The 17,865-nt window shown below is 46.5% G+C and carries 15 protein-coding genes; 7 read left to right on the forward strand and 8 right to left on the reverse strand.

Features of this window, described 5'->3' with window-relative positions; genetic code table 11:
* Positions 1–252 precede the first annotated feature (252 nt).
* The 5 genes from BUB94_RS12865 to BUB94_RS12885 form a co-directional block, all read right to left on the reverse strand.
* A complete protein-coding gene (locus tag BUB94_RS12865) occupies positions 253–1,254 on the reverse strand; it encodes a viperin family antiviral radical SAM protein (protein ID WP_073237699.1) in 1,002 nt (333 codons plus the stop codon).
* Positions 1,255–1,270: 16 nt separating this feature from the next.
* Entirely contained in the window at positions 1,271–1,513 is a 243-nt protein-coding gene (locus BUB94_RS12870) for a hypothetical protein (RefSeq protein WP_073161259.1), read from the reverse strand.
* A 226-nt stretch (positions 1,514–1,739) separates the two neighbouring features.
* Positions 1,740–4,463: a hypothetical protein gene (locus BUB94_RS12875; protein ID WP_139260229.1), complete on the reverse strand. Its 2,724-nt coding sequence runs from the start codon at positions 4,461–4,463 to the stop codon at positions 1,740–1,742.
* 8 nt (positions 4,464–4,471) lie between these two features.
* Positions 4,472–5,182 (reverse strand): hypothetical protein, encoded by a 711-nt coding sequence (locus tag BUB94_RS12880; protein WP_073237705.1) that lies wholly within the window; start codon positions 5,180–5,182, stop codon positions 4,472–4,474.
* Positions 5,183–5,184: 2 nt separating this feature from the next.
* Positions 5,185–5,808, reverse strand: a complete 624-nt coding sequence (locus BUB94_RS12885; RefSeq protein ID WP_073161256.1) for a TM1812 family CRISPR-associated protein — start codon at positions 5,806–5,808, stop codon at positions 5,185–5,187.
* A gap of 192 nt (positions 5,809–6,000) precedes the next feature.
* On the opposite strand from BUB94_RS12885, the gene BUB94_RS12890 reads away from it, so the two are divergent.
* From BUB94_RS12890 to BUB94_RS12905, 4 genes are all read left to right on the forward strand, one after another.
* On the forward strand, positions 6,001–7,779 hold the full coding sequence (locus tag BUB94_RS12890; protein WP_073237708.1) for an AAA family ATPase: 1,779 nt from the start codon (positions 6,001–6,003) through the stop codon (positions 7,777–7,779).
* An 18-nt stretch (positions 7,780–7,797) separates the two neighbouring features.
* Positions 7,798–8,418, forward strand: coding sequence for a chromate transporter (locus BUB94_RS12895; protein ID WP_083538281.1), 621 nt, complete (start codon positions 7,798–7,800; stop codon positions 8,416–8,418).
* Positions 8,415–9,029, forward strand: coding sequence for a chromate transporter (locus BUB94_RS12900; RefSeq protein ID WP_073237710.1), 615 nt, complete (start codon positions 8,415–8,417; stop codon positions 9,027–9,029). The genes BUB94_RS12895 and BUB94_RS12900 overlap by 4 nt, the downstream gene beginning before the upstream one ends.
* Before the next feature lie 96 nt (positions 9,030–9,125).
* Complete coding sequence (locus BUB94_RS12905) at positions 9,126–11,297, forward strand: ATP-binding protein (RefSeq protein WP_083538282.1); 2,172 nt, start codon at positions 9,126–9,128, stop codon at positions 11,295–11,297.
* 10 nt (positions 11,298–11,307) lie between these two features.
* Here the strand turns inward: BUB94_RS12905 and BUB94_RS12910 are convergent, their stop codons facing one another.
* Together BUB94_RS12910 and BUB94_RS12915 are read right to left on the reverse strand one after the other, a co-directional pair.
* Positions 11,308–12,519: a glycosyltransferase gene (locus BUB94_RS12910; RefSeq protein ID WP_073237716.1), complete on the reverse strand. Its 1,212-nt coding sequence runs from the start codon at positions 12,517–12,519 to the stop codon at positions 11,308–11,310.
* 1 nt (position 12,520) lies between these two features.
* Entirely contained in the window at positions 12,521–13,000 is a 480-nt protein-coding gene (locus BUB94_RS12915; protein WP_073161251.1) for a hypothetical protein, read from the reverse strand.
* A gap of 55 nt (positions 13,001–13,055) precedes the next feature.
* On the opposite strand from BUB94_RS12915, the gene BUB94_RS12920 reads away from it, so the two are divergent.
* Both BUB94_RS12920 and BUB94_RS12925 read left to right on the forward strand, forming a co-directional pair.
* Positions 13,056–14,915 (forward strand): DUF4954 family protein, encoded by a 1,860-nt coding sequence (locus tag BUB94_RS12920; protein WP_254793735.1) that lies wholly within the window; start codon positions 13,056–13,058, stop codon positions 14,913–14,915.
* A 3-nt stretch (positions 14,916–14,918) separates the two neighbouring features.
* Positions 14,919–15,473, forward strand: a complete 555-nt coding sequence (locus BUB94_RS12925; RefSeq protein WP_073237719.1) for a M48 family metalloprotease — start codon at positions 14,919–14,921, stop codon at positions 15,471–15,473.
* 70 nt (positions 15,474–15,543) lie between these two features.
* On the opposite strand, the gene BUB94_RS12930 is transcribed toward BUB94_RS12925, so the two are convergent.
* A complete protein-coding gene (locus tag BUB94_RS12930) occupies positions 15,544–16,575 on the reverse strand; it encodes a hypothetical protein (protein ID WP_073237723.1) in 1,032 nt (343 codons plus the stop codon).
* Positions 16,576–16,700: 125 nt separating this feature from the next.
* Between BUB94_RS12930 and BUB94_RS12935 the strand changes: the two genes are divergently transcribed.
* A complete protein-coding gene (locus tag BUB94_RS12935) occupies positions 16,701–17,702 on the forward strand; it encodes a hypothetical protein (protein ID WP_249506461.1) in 1,002 nt (333 codons plus the stop codon).
* Positions 17,703–17,865: the final 163 nt, after the last annotated feature.

The raw sequence follows: 17,865 nt of genomic DNA on the forward strand, positions 1-17,865 counted from the left end.
GAACAATCGGCCGAGAAAACGACTTGGATTTCTCACCCCATTAGAGTATATTTCTAGGCAAGTTAAACAAATTTACTTGGCGACTTAAATTCGCCTAGTATTAGACGACAGTGAATTTTGGACGTTGGTGGTGATAGGGATGGTGCAACCAAAGCTATCAAGGGCGTAATTATTTGCCGATTCCAGTCTCCTTGATAACCTGGTTGCACCAAATTTATGAGCCGTTGAGGGATGCTCTTGGGGCGTGGTGACTTAATCCTTGTCTCCAAATGGGCAGCAGCAGTCGAAAGAAACGTCTTCGTATTCGTTCATAAGGAAGAACTCCTCCATGCGATATTTGGCCTCTTCGGTGGCGTAGTTTTCATAACGGTTGTTAAACTTTTCCTGGTCAAAGTTGATTTCCTCCAGGGCTTCATCAATAGAAATTTCAGTGAGGGGGCGGCTGTATTCGTATTCCTTGTGACCATTCTGGAAAAGTCTTCCGTCGGGAGCGATCATCAGGTAGCTTTCTGTCATGACATCGTTGTCTTCAACGAAAATGACGTTGTTTGGTTTTTGGGGTGCGCTGAAGGCCGCCAAGAAATTGCTCAGAGGATCTTTCTTTGGCATTTTTTCTTCCTTGAGATTGTTGAACAGGAAGGTGTTGAACTTGAAATCAGAAATGCCTTCTTTTCCATCAAAAGGCAGCTGACGAAGAATCTTCCACTTGTCAATTTTCAGTTCGGCCATACGGTCCACAAGAATTTCGTTGAAGTTGTATTCGTTCACTACGGTGTTGATTTTGATATTGAGGCCAGGATTAAGAGTGCGGAGTTCCTCCAACTTTTCCTTCAACTGCTGAAAGGAAATAGTCTTACCATTGCATTCCCTGCCTATTCTCACATTGGTTTTGTGATCGAAGGAATCAATGGAAACTCCTACCTGGGAAATCAAGTGGACGAAGGGACGGATGTATTCAAGATGGCTTCCGTTGGTAATAATGGAAATTTCGAAGTCCATTTCGTGAGCCATTTTGATGACCTGCCAAAGACGTTCCTGCTGCAGAATGGGCTCGCCACCTACGATATTGAGACGCTTTTGGGTGAAGAGGCAATCTTCGAGGCGAATGCTTTTAAGATTTTCAAGTATCTTTCGGACATTGTCTGGGTTTGTCCAGATTTCCTTGACTCGATTCCATTTCGCAAAACAGTATTTGCACTTGTAGTTACAAGATTCGGTGATGTGCCAGTTGATGACGATGGTCTTGATGTTCATTAGTGGGCTCCTGGGTTTATCGGATGATAGTGCCTGTTTGAATGAGATAGTTGCGTAGATATCTGAGGTAATCTCTCTTGAAGTTGGAATAGGCGCGTGGATCGCTGGGGGTACACGGAACAGAGAAGAACATTCTCGCTCCTTTTGCGACATGCTTGATTACCGTATGTTTTCCCTTGCGAACGACTTGCCAAAGGCCTGTAGCCAAAAGGCGGTTGCAGAGGGTGTTGATTTCTTTGTCGGTTGACAGATTTGCCATTTAGAACTCCTTTCTTGGGTAAAATTTTTGCTTGAAGACAAAAATCTCCATGGACTTTTGCGGTTGCAAAAGCCTTTATCCCTCGTAAGATTGTATTGTGGTTATGTTTAGAAGAGAATGACTGCTAAAACATAAAACCCTATATGTTTTGAGCAGTTTGTCCGCTCATTAACATATAGGGCTTGAATAATTGGAAGTTGACAATAAAGATGAAACTTTATTTCAATTACTCAATTTTTACCTCATCACAGTAATTTAGAGCGAAGGTCATATAAATCAAGTACAAGGAAATCTCCATATTGTACTGGGAATAGAAATCCATGAACTTTACACTTTGGACATCGCTGACGTATGTATCGTTTACAAGGAACATGATGTTCAGCATTTTCTCAAGGCGGATTACGAAGGTTCCATTTTCGTCGTCAAGCCCTTTGCATTGAGAGTAGTCAATATCCGGATTTTTATTCGTTTTATTGTTTTCAATATACTCAATACACTTGTAGATGGGAAGGCATTCCTTTTTCCAGTCACCACCATTACATCTTGTCTCTTTATATTTTTGAGAATCCAAAATTTTGAAAATTCTTGGAGCGCATTTATATTTTTCTTGTACATAAAGAATCAGCGTGTCAAACAAGTTTTCTGCTTCATTTTGAAGATATATGTTCTGAAAGAAAACGTCATCGTTTTGAATTGAGGAATCTACAGGTGAATTTAGTCTAAATCCTACACGTTCTGCCCATAAGTCCGTATTTAAAAGAAGATGGAATTCTGATAGTGCTATAAGCAGGTTTTTCCAATTGGAAGGTTCTAATAATGCTTTTACATTTGCAAATTTGGTATGGTGAGAATAGGCGTTTCTATCGCGGTAAAGATAGCGCGTCTCTAGTCCCTTGCTGTTGATTTTTACCCAATCAAGAGAACCATCATCAAAGTATTCGTTGTCAGTTTCCCAAAGACATTTACATTGGATGGAACGCTCGAATCCATGGATAAAATAATCTTTTGGGTTTTGCGTACCTTCTTTTACAAAAGAACTTGATGTAAATGGATAGAATTTTTGGGCAAAGGTCTCTATCTTGAAACCGCAATCAATTTTCCTAAGTTTTTCATGATTCATTCTTGAATCATCATTGTACTTGCGAATTTCGTCAATCTTGTTTTGATCCTTCTCTTTTTTTGAAATATCCTTTATATCAATATGTAGCAAACTTTTCTGTTGTTCGCGAATGTAGTTGAGTTCGTTAACAATAGCGTCCTTGCTTGCGGGCTCAATTCGGGACAAATTGTAAGCGAGTAAGATAACGCTCCAGTAATCTTTTACCTTGTCTAAGGATAGGTTAACCTCGTTTTCTACGCCGATTTCTACGCCGATTTTTTTTAATAAATCATTGAACCATTTGTTAACCTTATTGATGTCCTTATATTCCCGATCCATTGTGGCATTACAGAAAGGAATAGACATTTTTTCGCGTTCAGAATGGGGTTGATATATGTTTTCATCGTTATCGTAGTATAGACCTATTTTATCAAAAATGACAAACCAAAGGAAATATTGAAGTAAATCTTTTTTCAGGCTTGTAGAATTATCTAGACCTAAATCAATATCTTGTTGTTGTTTCTGAATACGTAATATTTCTGCTGTTCTCGCTTTTTTTATTCGATCTTTGTATCCACCAAAAATATTATAATAGCGACGATATTCCTTGCCTTGCCAATTTTTACTATCTAATTCAGCATTCTTTTGCACTTCGAATTTTAGAGCATTGTCAATGAGCTTTAGATAGTGTTTTCTAAGTGTAAATGACTCTTCCTTCTCTTCCATAAAAAGGCTGGCGAATTCGTCAATATCCATCTCTTTGGAAAGCATATAAAGGCAGGCAAGGATTCCGTAGTTATCAGAAATTTCTTCCTTGAAAAGGTATATAATCTTTTCAAACAGCTGGGAAGGAGTTGTGTAATAGTCGTCCCTTTTGAAACCGGCGAATTTCATGGGGCGAGCTTGGCCTTCAAAATACTTAAAGGAGTTGATAAAATCAACCTGAGCACGGTGATCGTCTAGGCTGTGTGCTATAGAGTAACGGTTGAAGAAAATTTTTGCAACCAATTCTTCTACAAGATACTGCTTTTGATCGGGCCTAATAACGCAGTCAATGCAGAGTATATCATATATTTTTTGAATGTCTATACATGGCAGTACCTCGTGCGTGTAGCCATTTTGAGCAATTCGCCTTTCCATGAAAGGAAGCTCCGTGTACATGAACTTCTTGTTCATGGTCTGCAGATCACAGAAGATATAGAAGTATTTGAGCAAAGTCTCATTTACAAGAATATCGAATTTGCCTATATCTTCAGCATTGCTTACATAACTAAAAAGAGACTTAAAATGATGGTACCAATATGCTATTTCATGAAGTTGGTCCTTTTTTTCAGGATGATGACTAGCACATATGGTGATATAAAAACCAAGTGCGTATTCAAAATGCTCCTTGGGCATATTTCCCTCCATTAGGGTATAACATGCCTGGGGCTTGTTTCCGTATTGTTTGTTTTGTTCAAAGAATTCTCGTTCTTGATCAATATTCTCATTCAACAACTGGTTATGGTGAATATACTGAATAGCGTCTAGAATCGATGCCTTTTGTGATTCTATGGTATCAGCTAAAAAGTCCCTGTCTTTGACTTGAATTGCTTTGGTAAAGAAGTAGAAGATAGCTCTTGTGCTAAAGATGAGGGCTACATTCTCGTTGGTAAAATCAGCCTTGTTTTCTTCTGATTCTTGCAGAACGTTGAACTGCTCGGAAACAGATTTCTTTACATCCAGCAGCGTTAAAGGCTGGTCCGACGACACCAAAATATCCTGCTTCGTGCGTCGAACTTCGGAGGACTTAATCATATCCTGTAAGAGGATTTGTAGATTTGGTAAATTTTTTTTCATAATATCTTTCACTTTGGACTTTATGTTCGGTTATTTTTCAGCGTTGACTGGAGATATTGCATTTTAGCCTTGAAACGAGCGATAATCTTGCTGGCGTTTGTCTTCTCAATGCCGTACTTGGCGGCCATTTCCTGTTGCTGCATACTTGGAGAAAATTCCTTGCATGTTGCTGATAAGAATTCGTATTTATGGCACAAATTACCGTAATCACCAAATTCATGGAAGATTGAATTCAGATAAAGCGAAAGGAAAGGCCTGTGTCTCTCGTTCTCTCGCTCCCATGTACGGGTAATGGTGTCCAATATGTTGTCGTCAATTTGGACGGTCTCTGTGGAGTGGTGTTCCGTGGGTTCATTGCTGAGTGCTGTTTCGCTGTCTGCAATGGTGTCTTTTTGGATCTTCTTAAGATTTTCAGAATCCCCTACGATTGCATTTTGTCGCCCTTTAAGAATTGCATTTTTTAATGCGCTGTTTAGATAGTGAGAAAACTCGCTTTCTTTAGGATTGTAGTTGGCGAATACGGAAGTGATTGTTTTGGATATCTCTAAACCGGCGTTCTTGATATCATCCCGTTTCCAATAAAGAGGGCAATAATCTCTAAATACACAAGCCGCAAATAGCTTACTGATGGTAAGCCTTCGGGAGTCCATGTTAGAACGATTCTGTAAAGATTGATATTCTCTACAGAGCTCCTCAAGCTCTTGCAAAATGTTCAATTCCTTTTCGTTCATGGTTACATCTCAAAGAAATTGTCAATCATTTCCTTTGCAGTTTCTCCATTCGGAGCTTCCATGGATGCGGTAAGCGTATTCAAATAGTACAGGGAGGTAATGTCATAGATCTTCTGGGATCCATCGATGATATTGTTGTCGGAATCGTAGTTGATCTTGCCGTAAATAATGTTCTGGATGTTTGCGTTATAGAATTTCTCCGCAAAGGACAGGGTAGAAAAGAGCAGGATGGGTAGAGTCTTTTGCCCATAGGTGATATCCACAAGGATGTCTGCGCCGTCTTCTAGTTCGTTAATAAGCTTCCTGAATCGATTTTCATGGGTGCGAAGATCTTCGGAATATTCTTCGATGATTTCGTTGTATTGGATATTCGCGCCAATGCCTTGGTTCAACAGATCCAGTTCCTCATTAAAAAATCTTGAGTTTTCAAGGTAATTATTCTTGGAATCTTTGGTGATGAACTTTACGATTTTTACGGATTCTCCCTTTTTAAGGCTTTTTGCCAATACGGCGTTAATGGGGAAACGTACGTTGCCCTCGTATTCAATTTCGCTATTTCCATCCACAGGGTAATGTTTGGGATCAGATGCCTTTTTCATGGGGATATTCACAAAAACAATTTTCATTTTTTACCTCTAATCTCTATATAGAGTAAAAATAAGTCGCAGTTGACAAAAAATTGAATGAAAATTAAAAAATCCCTTTGAGAGTTGTTTTATTTGAATTTTTTGGAAGTTCTATTGTCTTACTTGCTTCTTTTAACTTAATAAGTTAAATTTTAAGTTAAAAAGCGATGAAGTGCAAAGGGGCGGAACATTATGGCAAAGAGCGTCGGCGGAATCACTTACAAGACCATCAACGGTAAGCGTTATGCGTATTACCAGTGGATGGAAGATGGCAAGCAGCGTTCCCGCCGCGTGAAGGATGAGGAACTGCCGGCGCTTTTAGCAGAGATAGAACAACGCAAGGCTAAGAAGGATGCCTCTTCGCTCACGAAAGGCTTGTTGCTTCGCGATAATGGGGCGGCTTATTTTGCTGGTGGAGCTCTTGTCGCCGTGACGAATGGCTCGGCTGGACAGTCTTTCAAGACAGATGTGAAGCTTGGCGTCACCCTGAAGAATTTTTCGGCCAATGTTCTGCAATGGAAAAAACGCGATGGCTTTGAACGTCTGCGTGGTTACATTTATGGCCCTGGCAATGACCGTGTTTTCATTCTGTATGGGCTTCGCCGCACGGGTAAGACGACTTTGATCCGCCAGCTGTTTGGAGAGATGGCGCCTGGGGACTTGGTGAAGACGGCTTTCGTCCAGGTAAATTCAAGGAACAGTCTTGCGGACTTGAACGCTGATCTTAAAATTCTGGAGGGTGCGGGCTTCAAGTATGTGTTCATCGATGAGGTGACGATGCTTGCCGATTTCATCGAGGGGGCGGCCCTGTTTGCAGATGTGTTCGCTTCCTGCGGCATGAAGATTGTTCTTTCGGGTACAGACTCTCTGGGTTTTGTTTTTTCCGAGGATGAACAGCTTTACGACCGTGCGGAAATGTTGCACACCACATTTATTCCGTATCGCGAATTTGAGCGTGTTCTTGGTTTGAATGGTATTGACGAGTACATTCAATATGGCGGTACCATGAGCATGGGCGGCCGTGAATACAATAAGGACCGTTTTACCTTTGCGAATGTGAAGAGCGCCAATGAGTATGTGGACAGCGCCATCGCGAAGAATATTCAGCATTCCCTGAAATGCTACCAGTACGAAGGTCACTTTCGTTCGTTGAAATCTCTGTACGAGGCGGGTGAGCTGACCAATGCCATCAACCGCATTGTAGAGGACATCAACCATCGTTTTACCTTGGATGTGCTGACTCGTGATTTTCGTTCCGGTGATTTGAGTTTGTCGGCAAAGAATTTGCGTAGAGACAGGTTTCACCCTACGGATATTTTGGACCGAGTGAATGTGGTGAAGGTTACTGCACGCCTGATGAAGAATCTTGATGTGAAAAATCGTCAGGAAATGAGCGTCGCTATTTCCCAGGACCATGTACGGGAAATTCGTGAATACCTTGACTTGCTGGATTTGACGGTTGACATTGATGTGGAAAACTTTGGGAATTTCAATCAACGGGAGCGATTGACCACGATTTCACAGCCGGGACTTCGCTATGCCCAGGCGAAGGCTCTGATTGATTCCCTTTTGCTGGACGATGCCTTTCGTAGTTGTTCCCTGGTGGAGCGCAAGTCTATTGCGGAACGTATTCTTAATGAAATCAAGGGCCGCATGATGGAAGAAATCGTGCTGCTCGAAACAAAAATGGCGCGACCTGATTGCCATGTTTTTAAGTTGCAGTTTGCGGTCGGCGAGTTCGACATGGTTGTTGCAAATTCTGAAAATGCGACCTGCGAAATCTATGAAATCAAGCATTCCGAAATTGTGGCAAAAGAACAGTATCGCCACTTGAAGGATGCAAAAAAGAGCCGCGATACGGAGTTCCGCTACGGCACCATTGTAAGCAAGAACGTGATTTACCGCGGCGCGTCACAGGTGATTGATGGTATTAATTACTTGAATGTGGAAGAATATTTGCGCGAACTTTAGTTTTGCTAAATTTGTTCTATGCCCGAAAAAGTGCCTCAGTCAAAGTCCGCGCAGCATCCTTCACAGGATCCCGCACAGGCCTCAAATGACGTCGCGGTCTCCCGCAACATCTATCTCGACGCATTCCTGACTTTCTTCAAGATAGGGCTGTTTACTATCGGTGGCGGTTACGCCATGATTCCGCTGATCGAGGCGGAAATCATCGAGAAGAAGAAGTGGGTGGGCAAGGAAGAATTCCTGGACCTGATGGCCATTGCCCAGAGCTGTCCGGGTGTGTTCGCCATAAACATCGCCATCTTTATCGGTTACCGTTTGCGTCGCGTGAAGGGTGCCATTGTAAGTTGCATCGGCACGGCGCTGCCCTCCTTCATTATCATTCTGCTGATCGCGTTGTTTTTCCATCAGTTCAAGGATAATGAAATCATCGCGGCGGCATTCCGCGGCATTCGTCCTGCGGTGGTCGCCCTGATTGCCGTTCCCACTTACAACCTGGCGAAGAAGGCGAAGTTGAACCGCTACACCTTCTGGGTTCCCATTGTGAGTGCCCTGCTGATTTGGCAGTTGGGAGTTTCTCCCATCCTGATCATTATCGCGGCAGGAATCGCTGGCTACATCCTGGGCCGCGGAGGCAAGAAATGATCTTCCTCCAGCTGTTCATTACATTCTTTAAGATCGGCCTGTTCGGGTTCGGTGGCGGTTACGGCATGCTCTCGTTGATTCAGCAGGATGTGGTGGTCAATCACCCCTGGATGAGTTCTGCCGACTTTACCGACATCGTGGCCATTAGCCAGATGACCCCCGGCCCCGTAGGAATCAACTGTGCCACTTACGCCGGCTATACGGCCCTGCAGAATACCGGGGCGGACCCTTGGGTATGCTTCCTGGGGAGCCTGGCGGCAACCTTCTCCCTAGTGCTGCCTTCCTTGATCCTGATGCTCCTGATCAGCCGTTTCTTTATGAAGTATGCCAATCACCCCAAGGTGCGATCCATTTTTGATGGACTGCGTCCGGTAGTGGTAGGTTTGTTGCTTTCGGCGACCCTGATGCTCATGAATGGCGAGAACTTTGGCAATCCCTTTGCTGATTTTGGTGGCGATCCCCTTCAGGCGAAGCAGTTTGCCGTGGCCGTGGCCCTTTTTGTGATTTCCTTTGTCTTGACCAAGGGTTTTTCGGTTGGACATCACAAAATAAAAGTCAGCCCTATAAAAATGATTGTCTTGGCCGCCGTTATTGGTGCAGTTCTTCTGTAATTTGTTGTGTAGCACCACAAAAACGCCCATACTCCAACATGGCATATTGATAAATACAATTTAAAGTTGTATTTTCATAAGCCGAGGTGATTGATTATGGACAAATCTTCAAACGTTTTAGATGAACAGGCTGCAGCAATAAAAGAGTTTATGTATCTGCTCAGCGGCTTTGACGGTGTTAATGTGACCATTAACGACCTTTTGAAGCGTTTGAATGAACATTACGATGCCGATCGTACCTGCATTTTCGAGGTGGACGGCAATAGTGATGTGTCCATCAGTACCTATGAATGGTGTAAGGAAGGACTCGTTTCTGTAAGGGAAAATCCTAGAAACGCGGCAAAGAGCACTTTCAGGAAGTGGGATGAGTATTTTAAGGATGAGACCGGTCTTTATGTAGAAGTCAACGAGGCTTTCCGTGCTGAAAGTCCTGAAGCCTATGACATTCTCTCCAAGTCTAACGTTCAGCGCCTGGTTGTATCTCCCCTCCTATATAAGAATAGCGTGGTGGGTGTATTGTCTGTGGAGAACCCCCATAGGAACAGCCAGCACCTGATACTTCTTTCCGTTATTGCTAGCGCCATATTCCGTGGTATCCAGTACTCCCGTGCCCAGAAGCAGGAGAAGGCTCTGGAAAAGCAGCTGGAAGACGATATTTCTGCAATTGGCGGTCTGGCCAGCGAATACAACCAGCTTATGGTAGTGGATCTGGAATCCGGTCAGTTTGACGCTTACATTGGCGGTAAGAAAGCTTCCAAGGAATTTATGGATTTCACCGGCCAGGGGACCCCGCTCTTCTACGATGGTTTTGTTACCGCCATGCAGTTCCTCTGCCATCCCGAAGATCTTGAACAGATGCTCAAGTTTAGCAGCAGGGATTACATTACGGAATGCCTGAAGGACAAGAAGAGATTCTCTACCAAGTTCCGCTGCCTGGATCTGGAACACAACTACATCTGGGTGAACTTCATTGTCATCAAGTTTGACGCCATCAACGAAGCTCCCACTAGAATTTCTGTGGGCTACGTGAATACCGATGCCGAAGTGGCAGCCGAGAACGCAAGACAGAAGCAGTTGAAGGACGCCTTGGAAAGGGCTGAAGCGGCCAACATCGCAAAGACCAACTTCCTGAGCAACATGTCCCACGACATCCGTACGCCCATGAATGCAGTCCTTGGTTTCGCAAGGCTGATGGAAGGTGTGGTGAACAATCCGGTGGTGGTGGCGGACTACCTGAAGAAGATCCGCTTCTCTGGCGAATACCTGCTGGCCATTATCAACAACGTTTTGGATCTTGCCAGTATCGATAGCGGAAAGGTTCAGCTGGACGAAGGCTTCATGGATGTGCTGGATGCCTCCAACAGTTTCGACGCCATTATCGAAGGTGAGCTGAAGAGAAAGAACATCAAGATTTATCCCACATCGGATATCAAGCACCGGTATGTGTATGCGGATTCCGCCAAGCTTCGCCAGATCATGGTGAACCTGGTCAGCAACGCCGTGAAGTATACCGGTGAAGGTGGCGAGATCCATCTTGAATTTACAGAATTGCCCTGCGATCGCGAAGGTTACGGCACCTATGTGACTACCGTCCGCGATAACGGTATCGGCATGTCCAAGGAATTCCAGGAAAAGATTTACGATTCCTTTACCCGCGAACGCAACACTACGGACTGCGGTATTTCCGGTACGGGTCTCGGCATGTCTATCGTGAAGAAGCTGGTGGACCTGATGGGTGGCCAGATCGAGATGGAAAGTGAACTTGGAAAGGGTACCACATTCCGTGTCATCAACACCCACAAGATTATCGATTCTCCGGAAAAGTTCCTGGAAAAGCGCCTTGGCCAGAACGAAGATAACATGGACTTCAAGGGTAAGCGAATTCTTCTGGCGGAAGATAACGAACTCAACGCCGAAATCGCCAGGACCATTCTCGAAGACCTTGGCCTGCTGGTGGATCATGTGGAAGACGGTGTCGAGTGTGTCAATGCTCTGGGTAAGTCTGAAATGGGCTACTACGACCTGATCCTCATGGATATCCAGATGCCCAACATGGATGGCTACAAGGCAACCCGCGTTATCAGGAATATGGAAAACCGCCTGAAGGCCAACATCCCCATTTATGCCATGACTGCAAATGCCTTTGAAGAAGACAAGAAGAAGGCTCTTGAGGTTGGTATGGATGGTCACCTGGCTAAGCCCATCGACGTGAAGCTCCTGGTCAAGAACTTGACAGAAGGGTTTAGAAAGCCGGCCTGTTACGTCTAACTTTTATTGATTATTTAATGACTTTGTTGTAAACGGCAATCTGTCTCTGGATGATGCCGTCCCAGGTAAAGCAATCCTGGATTCGCTTGCGGGAACCTGCAAGGAGTTTCTGGACCAGTTCGGGTTCGGCAGCCAGTCGCTTGAAGGCGTCGGCCAGGGCGACCGGATCTTTTTCCGGAACTAGCAGACCACTTACGTTGTCTACAACTACGTCGGGAATTCCGCCTACGTTGCTTGCCACGATAGGGAGTCCCAGTTCCATGGCTTCGATCAATACCACACCCAAACCTTCGGTGTCACCCTTGTGGTCTACGATGGCGGGTAGGGTAAAGACATTGGCGTTACGGTATTCCGCTTCCAGGTCTGCAGGAGAAAGCTTACCTGTAAAAATGATGTCGCAGTGTTGACCTGCGCTCTCGTCTAACAGAGCCGCCTGCTTTTTCAGTTCTTCGGTCAGGTCGCCTACTCCGACGATACGGATTTCGAACTTGTCTGCAGGCAAGTGTTTGGCGGCCTCGATCAGGTAGCAGATCCCTTTACGTTCAATATGTCTACCCACGAAAAGAATCTTGAACTTTCCGTTGACTGGGTGCATCTGATTCTCGGGCTTGCCGTCCCTCTCGTCTGAACCAAGCGTTGTTCCGTAGGGGCTCCATTCCACGTTCACGTTGCGGATGGCCTTGATCTTGCCTGCGGTAAAACTGCTGTTGGCAAAAACAGCTTGCGCTTGACCGATTGCAAATTTCAATAGGGGCTTCACCCATTTCTTCTTTCGGATCAGAAGGAGTTCCGCACCATGAAAGTTCAGCACCAGGGGAATCCTAAAAAGCTTGGCGGCGCCTAGGGCGATGTAGGCGTGGGGGAAGGGCCAGTGGGCGTGAATCACGTCCGGTTTCCACTTGCGGCAAAGGCTGATGCAGCGGAAGAAACCGCTGATGATATAGGGAATTGCCAGAAGCTGCAGCCAGGGCTTGGAGGCCATCTTGCTGGGGGCGCCTTCTTCATGGGTCAGCATTTCCCAGTCCTTGGGGGCGTAGCGGAATCGGTTGACCGGCACGCCGTCAATTTCGTGGCTCTTCAGACCTTTGTATGTAGGAGCAAGTACTTGTACGTCGATGCCCGCTTCTTTCAAGTGGGCGATGGAGGCTCGGAGCCAGGGGACTTCGGCGTCTTCATGAAAGCGGGGATAGACTGAGCCGATGACAAGAACTTTCTGGACCATCTTAACCTGTGATATCTGCGTTGACGACATTCATGGTGGTCGTGTCGCCAGAAACCTGGATGCAGGTTGGGTAAACGATGGGCTTTACGACGCTGTTCAGCAGCTTGTTGACCTGATTGAAACCCATGGTGGATCCCATCTGTTCGATACGGCCCCTCACTCTGTTCCAGCCTTCGATTTTAGAATCCAGCAAGAGCATGCCTAGTCCGGATCCCATTTCCAGGAAACCGATAATGTCGCTTCCGCGATTGCTCTTGTGCAGGGAGGCTAGGAAGACTTCCCAGAATTTATCGTTGGCTTCGTCGCTGCCCAGTTCCTTGCGAACGGTTTCGAAGTCAAATTCGATATACACGAAAGAACTGTTATCCTCATCGCTACGGATAATTTCTTCTTGGCAACGTCTTTCAAAAATTTCTTCTGTGTAGATAGAAATATCGTATTTGTGTTTTCCAATCAAATTGAATAGCAGGTCTTTCATCATCGGCACAAATTTAGGCTATTTTTGTGCCATGCAACGACTGTTGAAATTGAAAAAAGTGCTGAAGAATAGTGTTTTGGCTGCTGCCGTTGAAAACTTCAAGGCAATTAAGGCAGCCACTTCCAAATATCGCCCGTTGACTCCCGAAGAAATTCAGATTCTGGAAGGTAACGGCAACCGTTCTGAATCTTGGGATAAGGTGATGGTGGAACCGGATTTCGATGCCGGTCGTATTCATCGGTCCATTTTTGTAGGTGAGGTGTACCTGCCCCGCTTTTTTGGAACTTTGTTGCTCCCGGGTGACGTTTCGTTCCCGACAGGTGTCTATGACAGCATGGTCCATGGTTGCATTATCGAGAATGCGCTGATCTATAAGGTGGCCATGCTTAGTAACGTTCTTGTTCGCAGTAGCGCTGTCATACACAACGTAGGTTCCATTGTTAGCAGTGGAAAGATCAGCTATAAAATCGGTTCGTCCATGTCTGTGGGTAACGAGATGGGTGGCCGCTCTGTTCTGGTGTTCCCGGAAATTACCATGGACCTTGTGGATGCCCAGCTTTTCCACAAGGCCGATGCCGAAGTGAATAAGGCCTTTGCCGAACAGCTGGCCGCCTACCGCGAAGAGATGGATCTTCCCTTTGGTCTGGTGGGTAAGGGCGCTGTCGTAAGCAATACAAATATCATTCGTAACAGCTGGATTGGTTCCCACGCCCGTATCGAAGGCGCTTCCAAGATCAGAAATTCTGTGGTGCTCAGTTCTCTGGAAGATCCCAGCCACGTTTATGACTCCGTGATTCTTGAGAACTCCAATGTGCAGATGGGCGTTACCATCCACACCGGTGCCGAAGTTCAGGGATCCGTTCTGATGAACCGCGTGAAGGTGGCTTGCAAGGCCATCGTCAAGTCTTCTATTATCGCCCCCTGCTGCCATATCGAAGAGGGTGAGGTCAACAGTTCCTATATGGGTCCCATGACCCAGATGCATCACCATTCCCTGTTGATTGCTGCTCTCTGGCCCGATGGTTGCGGCAACCTGGGTTATGGCGCCAACGTGGGTAGTAACCATACCGGCCGCATGCCCGATCAGGAAGTGATGCCTGGTCAGGGGATGTTCTTTGGCCTGGGCGTGAACATCAAGTTCCCCGCCAACTATCGCGAGTCACCGTTTTCGTTGATTGCCACCGGCGTGACCACCATGCCCCAGCGTTTGAAGTTCCCCTTCTCCCTGGTGCGCCCCGGCGATCCGCAGCTTATGGGTGTGCCTGCACGCCTGAACGAAATTGTACCGGGCTGGAACTATGCCCGCAATGCCTACGCCCTGGACCGTAATGCCTATAAGTATTCCGTTCGCGGCAAGGGTATTATTCCTGTCGGATTCTATAGCATCTTTAGCCCCGAAACGGTGCGCTATGTTTACGATGCCTATTGCCGTTTGCAGGTGTCCACTATTCGCGATGTCTACACCAAGGAACATATCGATGGCCTTGGCGAAAACTTTTTGCGTGAACGAGTACGTCAGCAGGCTCTGCATACTTATGCGGAATATCTGGAACGTTACGTCCTGGATGCCATCATCAACTTTGTGGCGGGCGATGCCAATTTGCAGATGCAGCCGGTCAAGGAACTGCGCCGCCTGATTATGACGGAAACTGAAACCAACAAGGATGTTGTCCGTGTGGTGCCCCTGCCCGAAACTCTGGAAGATCTTCTGAAGCGTTACCGCCAGCTAGAAAAGGACTGGTTCGAACGCGTGTCTCACGGTCTTGACAAGGATAACGAACGCGGTCGCGAAATCTTTGACGACTACGACGATGCCCATCCTGTGGACAAGGGCTTTACGGAATGGGAAAAGGCCCGCGTCGAAGAGAAGCTGCGTAAGCTTACCTCTGTGGCTAAAGTTTCAAAGCTTGAGGTCTAGCCCATGATGGTGGCCCTCTGGATTTTGCTTGCCGTGGAGGTGGTGGCCCGTGCTGTTCTCGAAGTGCGTGAAGCCCGCCTGACGCAGGTGAAGGCTGGCGCCTTTGGGGTGCTTCGCCTGATTCCTCTGGTGAACGATATTGTACCATTGCCCGAAAGCCGCAAGGAACCTCTGGTCGGGAACTTCGTGAAGTTCCATGAAGAAGCTCACGGTGTTTATCACCACAGTGTTTTGCGGAACCTTTTCAAGGTGGCGGTGCTTATGCTTGCGGTGGGTCTGTTGGCCATGCTGATGGGACGCTACGGTTTGCCTCTGTGGGCGGCTATCCTCTGGCTCCATGTGGTGGCGGTTCCTGGCCGCGTGCTGTTCCATTTCTATTGCTGGAATCAGGAATACGAATGCGACAAGTATGCTCTGGAAGCGACTGACAAGCAGGTGGCTAAAAAGGCGCTGCGCGAACTTGCCTCTTGCGAGATTCCGCATACGATTCTTTTTTCGTTAATTTATCGTGAACATCCGTCTGCAGCGTTGCGGAAGAAAAGACTGCTGGGCCGTTAAACGTCGGGCTGCCAAAGTCTCGCCTAGGTGAGATTCCAAATCGCTTGGCCGCTTGCGTTTAGTCGATCCCCTAGAACTTTCGGGAAAAAGTCGCCATGATGACTTTTGTGCCCCACTCGCTTCCGATTCTTTCCTGTAGAAGTTCCTCAGTGACTTCGTAATGGTAATTCCTGTATTTGCGATCCCTGGAGAAGTTTGCCATGATCATGCCATTCCATTTTTCGTTAACCTTTATGCTCAGCATGGGCATGATGCTAAAGGTCTTGAAGTAGGGATCATAACCATCGTAAACTTCGTCAAATTTGGTGGACCTTAAAAATCCGCCTACACCGGCGTTGACCATGAGCATGGGGAATCGCTGGAATGGCAACATATAAATTAATGTTCCTCCATACCGGTAGCGGTATCCGTTTGCAGAATACTCCGAACCGCATTTCCAGATTTCACCCTCTTCGGCATTGGTGTACTTGGTAAAGGTCCAGTTGGCGTTTGGCCTCAATACAATCCTGGTCCATTTGCTCCTGGGCAAAAAGGCAATCAAGGGAATGGTGGCGCCCACTCGGTATTTGATTCCGTAGGAAAAAGCCGTCATGAACATATCCCTGTCAAACGCACCTTCCTCAGCATTGTATACGCCCATGAAGGTGGCGTAACTTCCGTAGTTGAAGGAGGAATGGATGTTTGCGGATATGCCCAGCTCCAACAAGTGGATCGCTTCCAGGGTAATGTCGCTGTTGAATCCCAGGTCCATGATGCTCAGGTTTGAACCCACCATTCCTTTCAAAGTCAGCAGTTTGCCCAGATCCTTTTCGGCACGGAAATCGCTGTTCCAGGCAATGGGGGCTGCCAGCGGGAAGAACGGCCAATTGTGCAGGGATTCCGAATTGCGGAGCGCCTTGTGAGTCAGTACAAAGGCTGCCCAGGTAAAGTTGTGGTTTACGCTGGTTCGAAAGCTAGAGTCAATGGCCGCCTCGGTCTGGACCGTGGCTGTTTGGGCGGAATCCGTTTGCGTAGAATCTGTCTGCGCGCAGGCGGGCACTCCCCAAAAAAGGGTGCAGCCCAATAGCGCAATTGCCAGCTTCTTGAAAACGGATCCATTCATAACGTAGTTCTTTCAATCTAGCTTTTTCTTTCCCGAGTCCACATTTTTGGGTTGGCTTGCCATAGTCGAAATTTTGTATATTCCTTGAAGAATATTGAAATCGCGGTTTTGGAACGCTAATTTTTATGAAGAACATTATTTTGGTACGTCGTTTTTCGCTGATTGCCCTGCTGGTATGTCTTGTGGCTTCCTGGAGTTTCGCCTTCGATGTAAGTGTCAAGGCCAACGTGGATAACGCCCAGGTGTTTATCGGTGATATGTTCAATTACGAAATCTCCGTGACCGCTCCCGAAAACGCCATTGTGGATTTGCCCAGCTTCGTAGGAAATCTCGGTAGCTTCGAAGTGAAGGAAATGAAGAATGAACGTATTACCGAGGGTATGCCCAAGGGCACTGCAAAATTTACCTGGCTTGCAACGTTGAACACTTTTGTCGGCGGCGATTTCATGATCGCTCCCCAGCAGGTGTTGGCTGTTGTGGGTAGCGATACCGTGCGCACCAATACAGACCCCGTGGCCGTGAAGGTTGCTCCCCGCACCACCGGCGAAGAAGAGGACATCCTGGAAGTGGAAGACCCCATGGCTGACCCCCGCCTGCCTCAGTGGCTGTATATTTTGCTGGGTGTACTTGGTGCCATCTTGCTGGTGGTGGCTGGCTGGCTCCTGCACAAGAAATTACGCAAGCAGGGTGCGGCTCCCCGTCTGCCGCCTTACGAAGAAGCGGTCTTGGCTCTCAAGGAACTTCGCGTTCGCAATTACCTTGCCGAAGGAAACCAGGGCGACTACTTTATGTCTATGGGCTTCATTACCCGCCGTTACATTGAACGTCGCTTTGGCGTAGAAATTCTTGACGCTACTGTGGCGGAACTGAAGCAGCGCATGGCTCACGTTTCTGGCCTCCCGCAGGCTTACAAGGAATCTGTTGTAACTCTGGCTGTAGAAACGGAACCCGTCAAATTCGCCAAGATGAAATTGGACGGCGAACGTTGCCGCTTCTGGGATGAATGGGCCGACCGTCTGGTTGAAGATACCAAGCCCACTCCCGAAGAACAGCAGGCCGAAAAGGAAGCCTTGAAAGCCGCTCTCGCCAATGTGAAGGCCGCCAAGAAAAAGTCCAAGAAGAAATAGCCCCGCGAGGGAACAAGGCTTCGTGCCATTCGCTAAATTCGAAAAGCGATTTTAAAAAGTCAGATTTTTATTTTGAGGTTACTAAATGGGCAAGAAAAGTTCATTTAGTAACCTTTATTTTGTATAAATTAATTGTTTTATCTACTTTGATGAGGAAAAATAC

Source organism: Fibrobacter sp. UWH9 (genome assembly GCF_900129715.1).
GTDB lineage: Bacteria > Fibrobacterota > Fibrobacteria > Fibrobacterales > Fibrobacteraceae > Fibrobacter.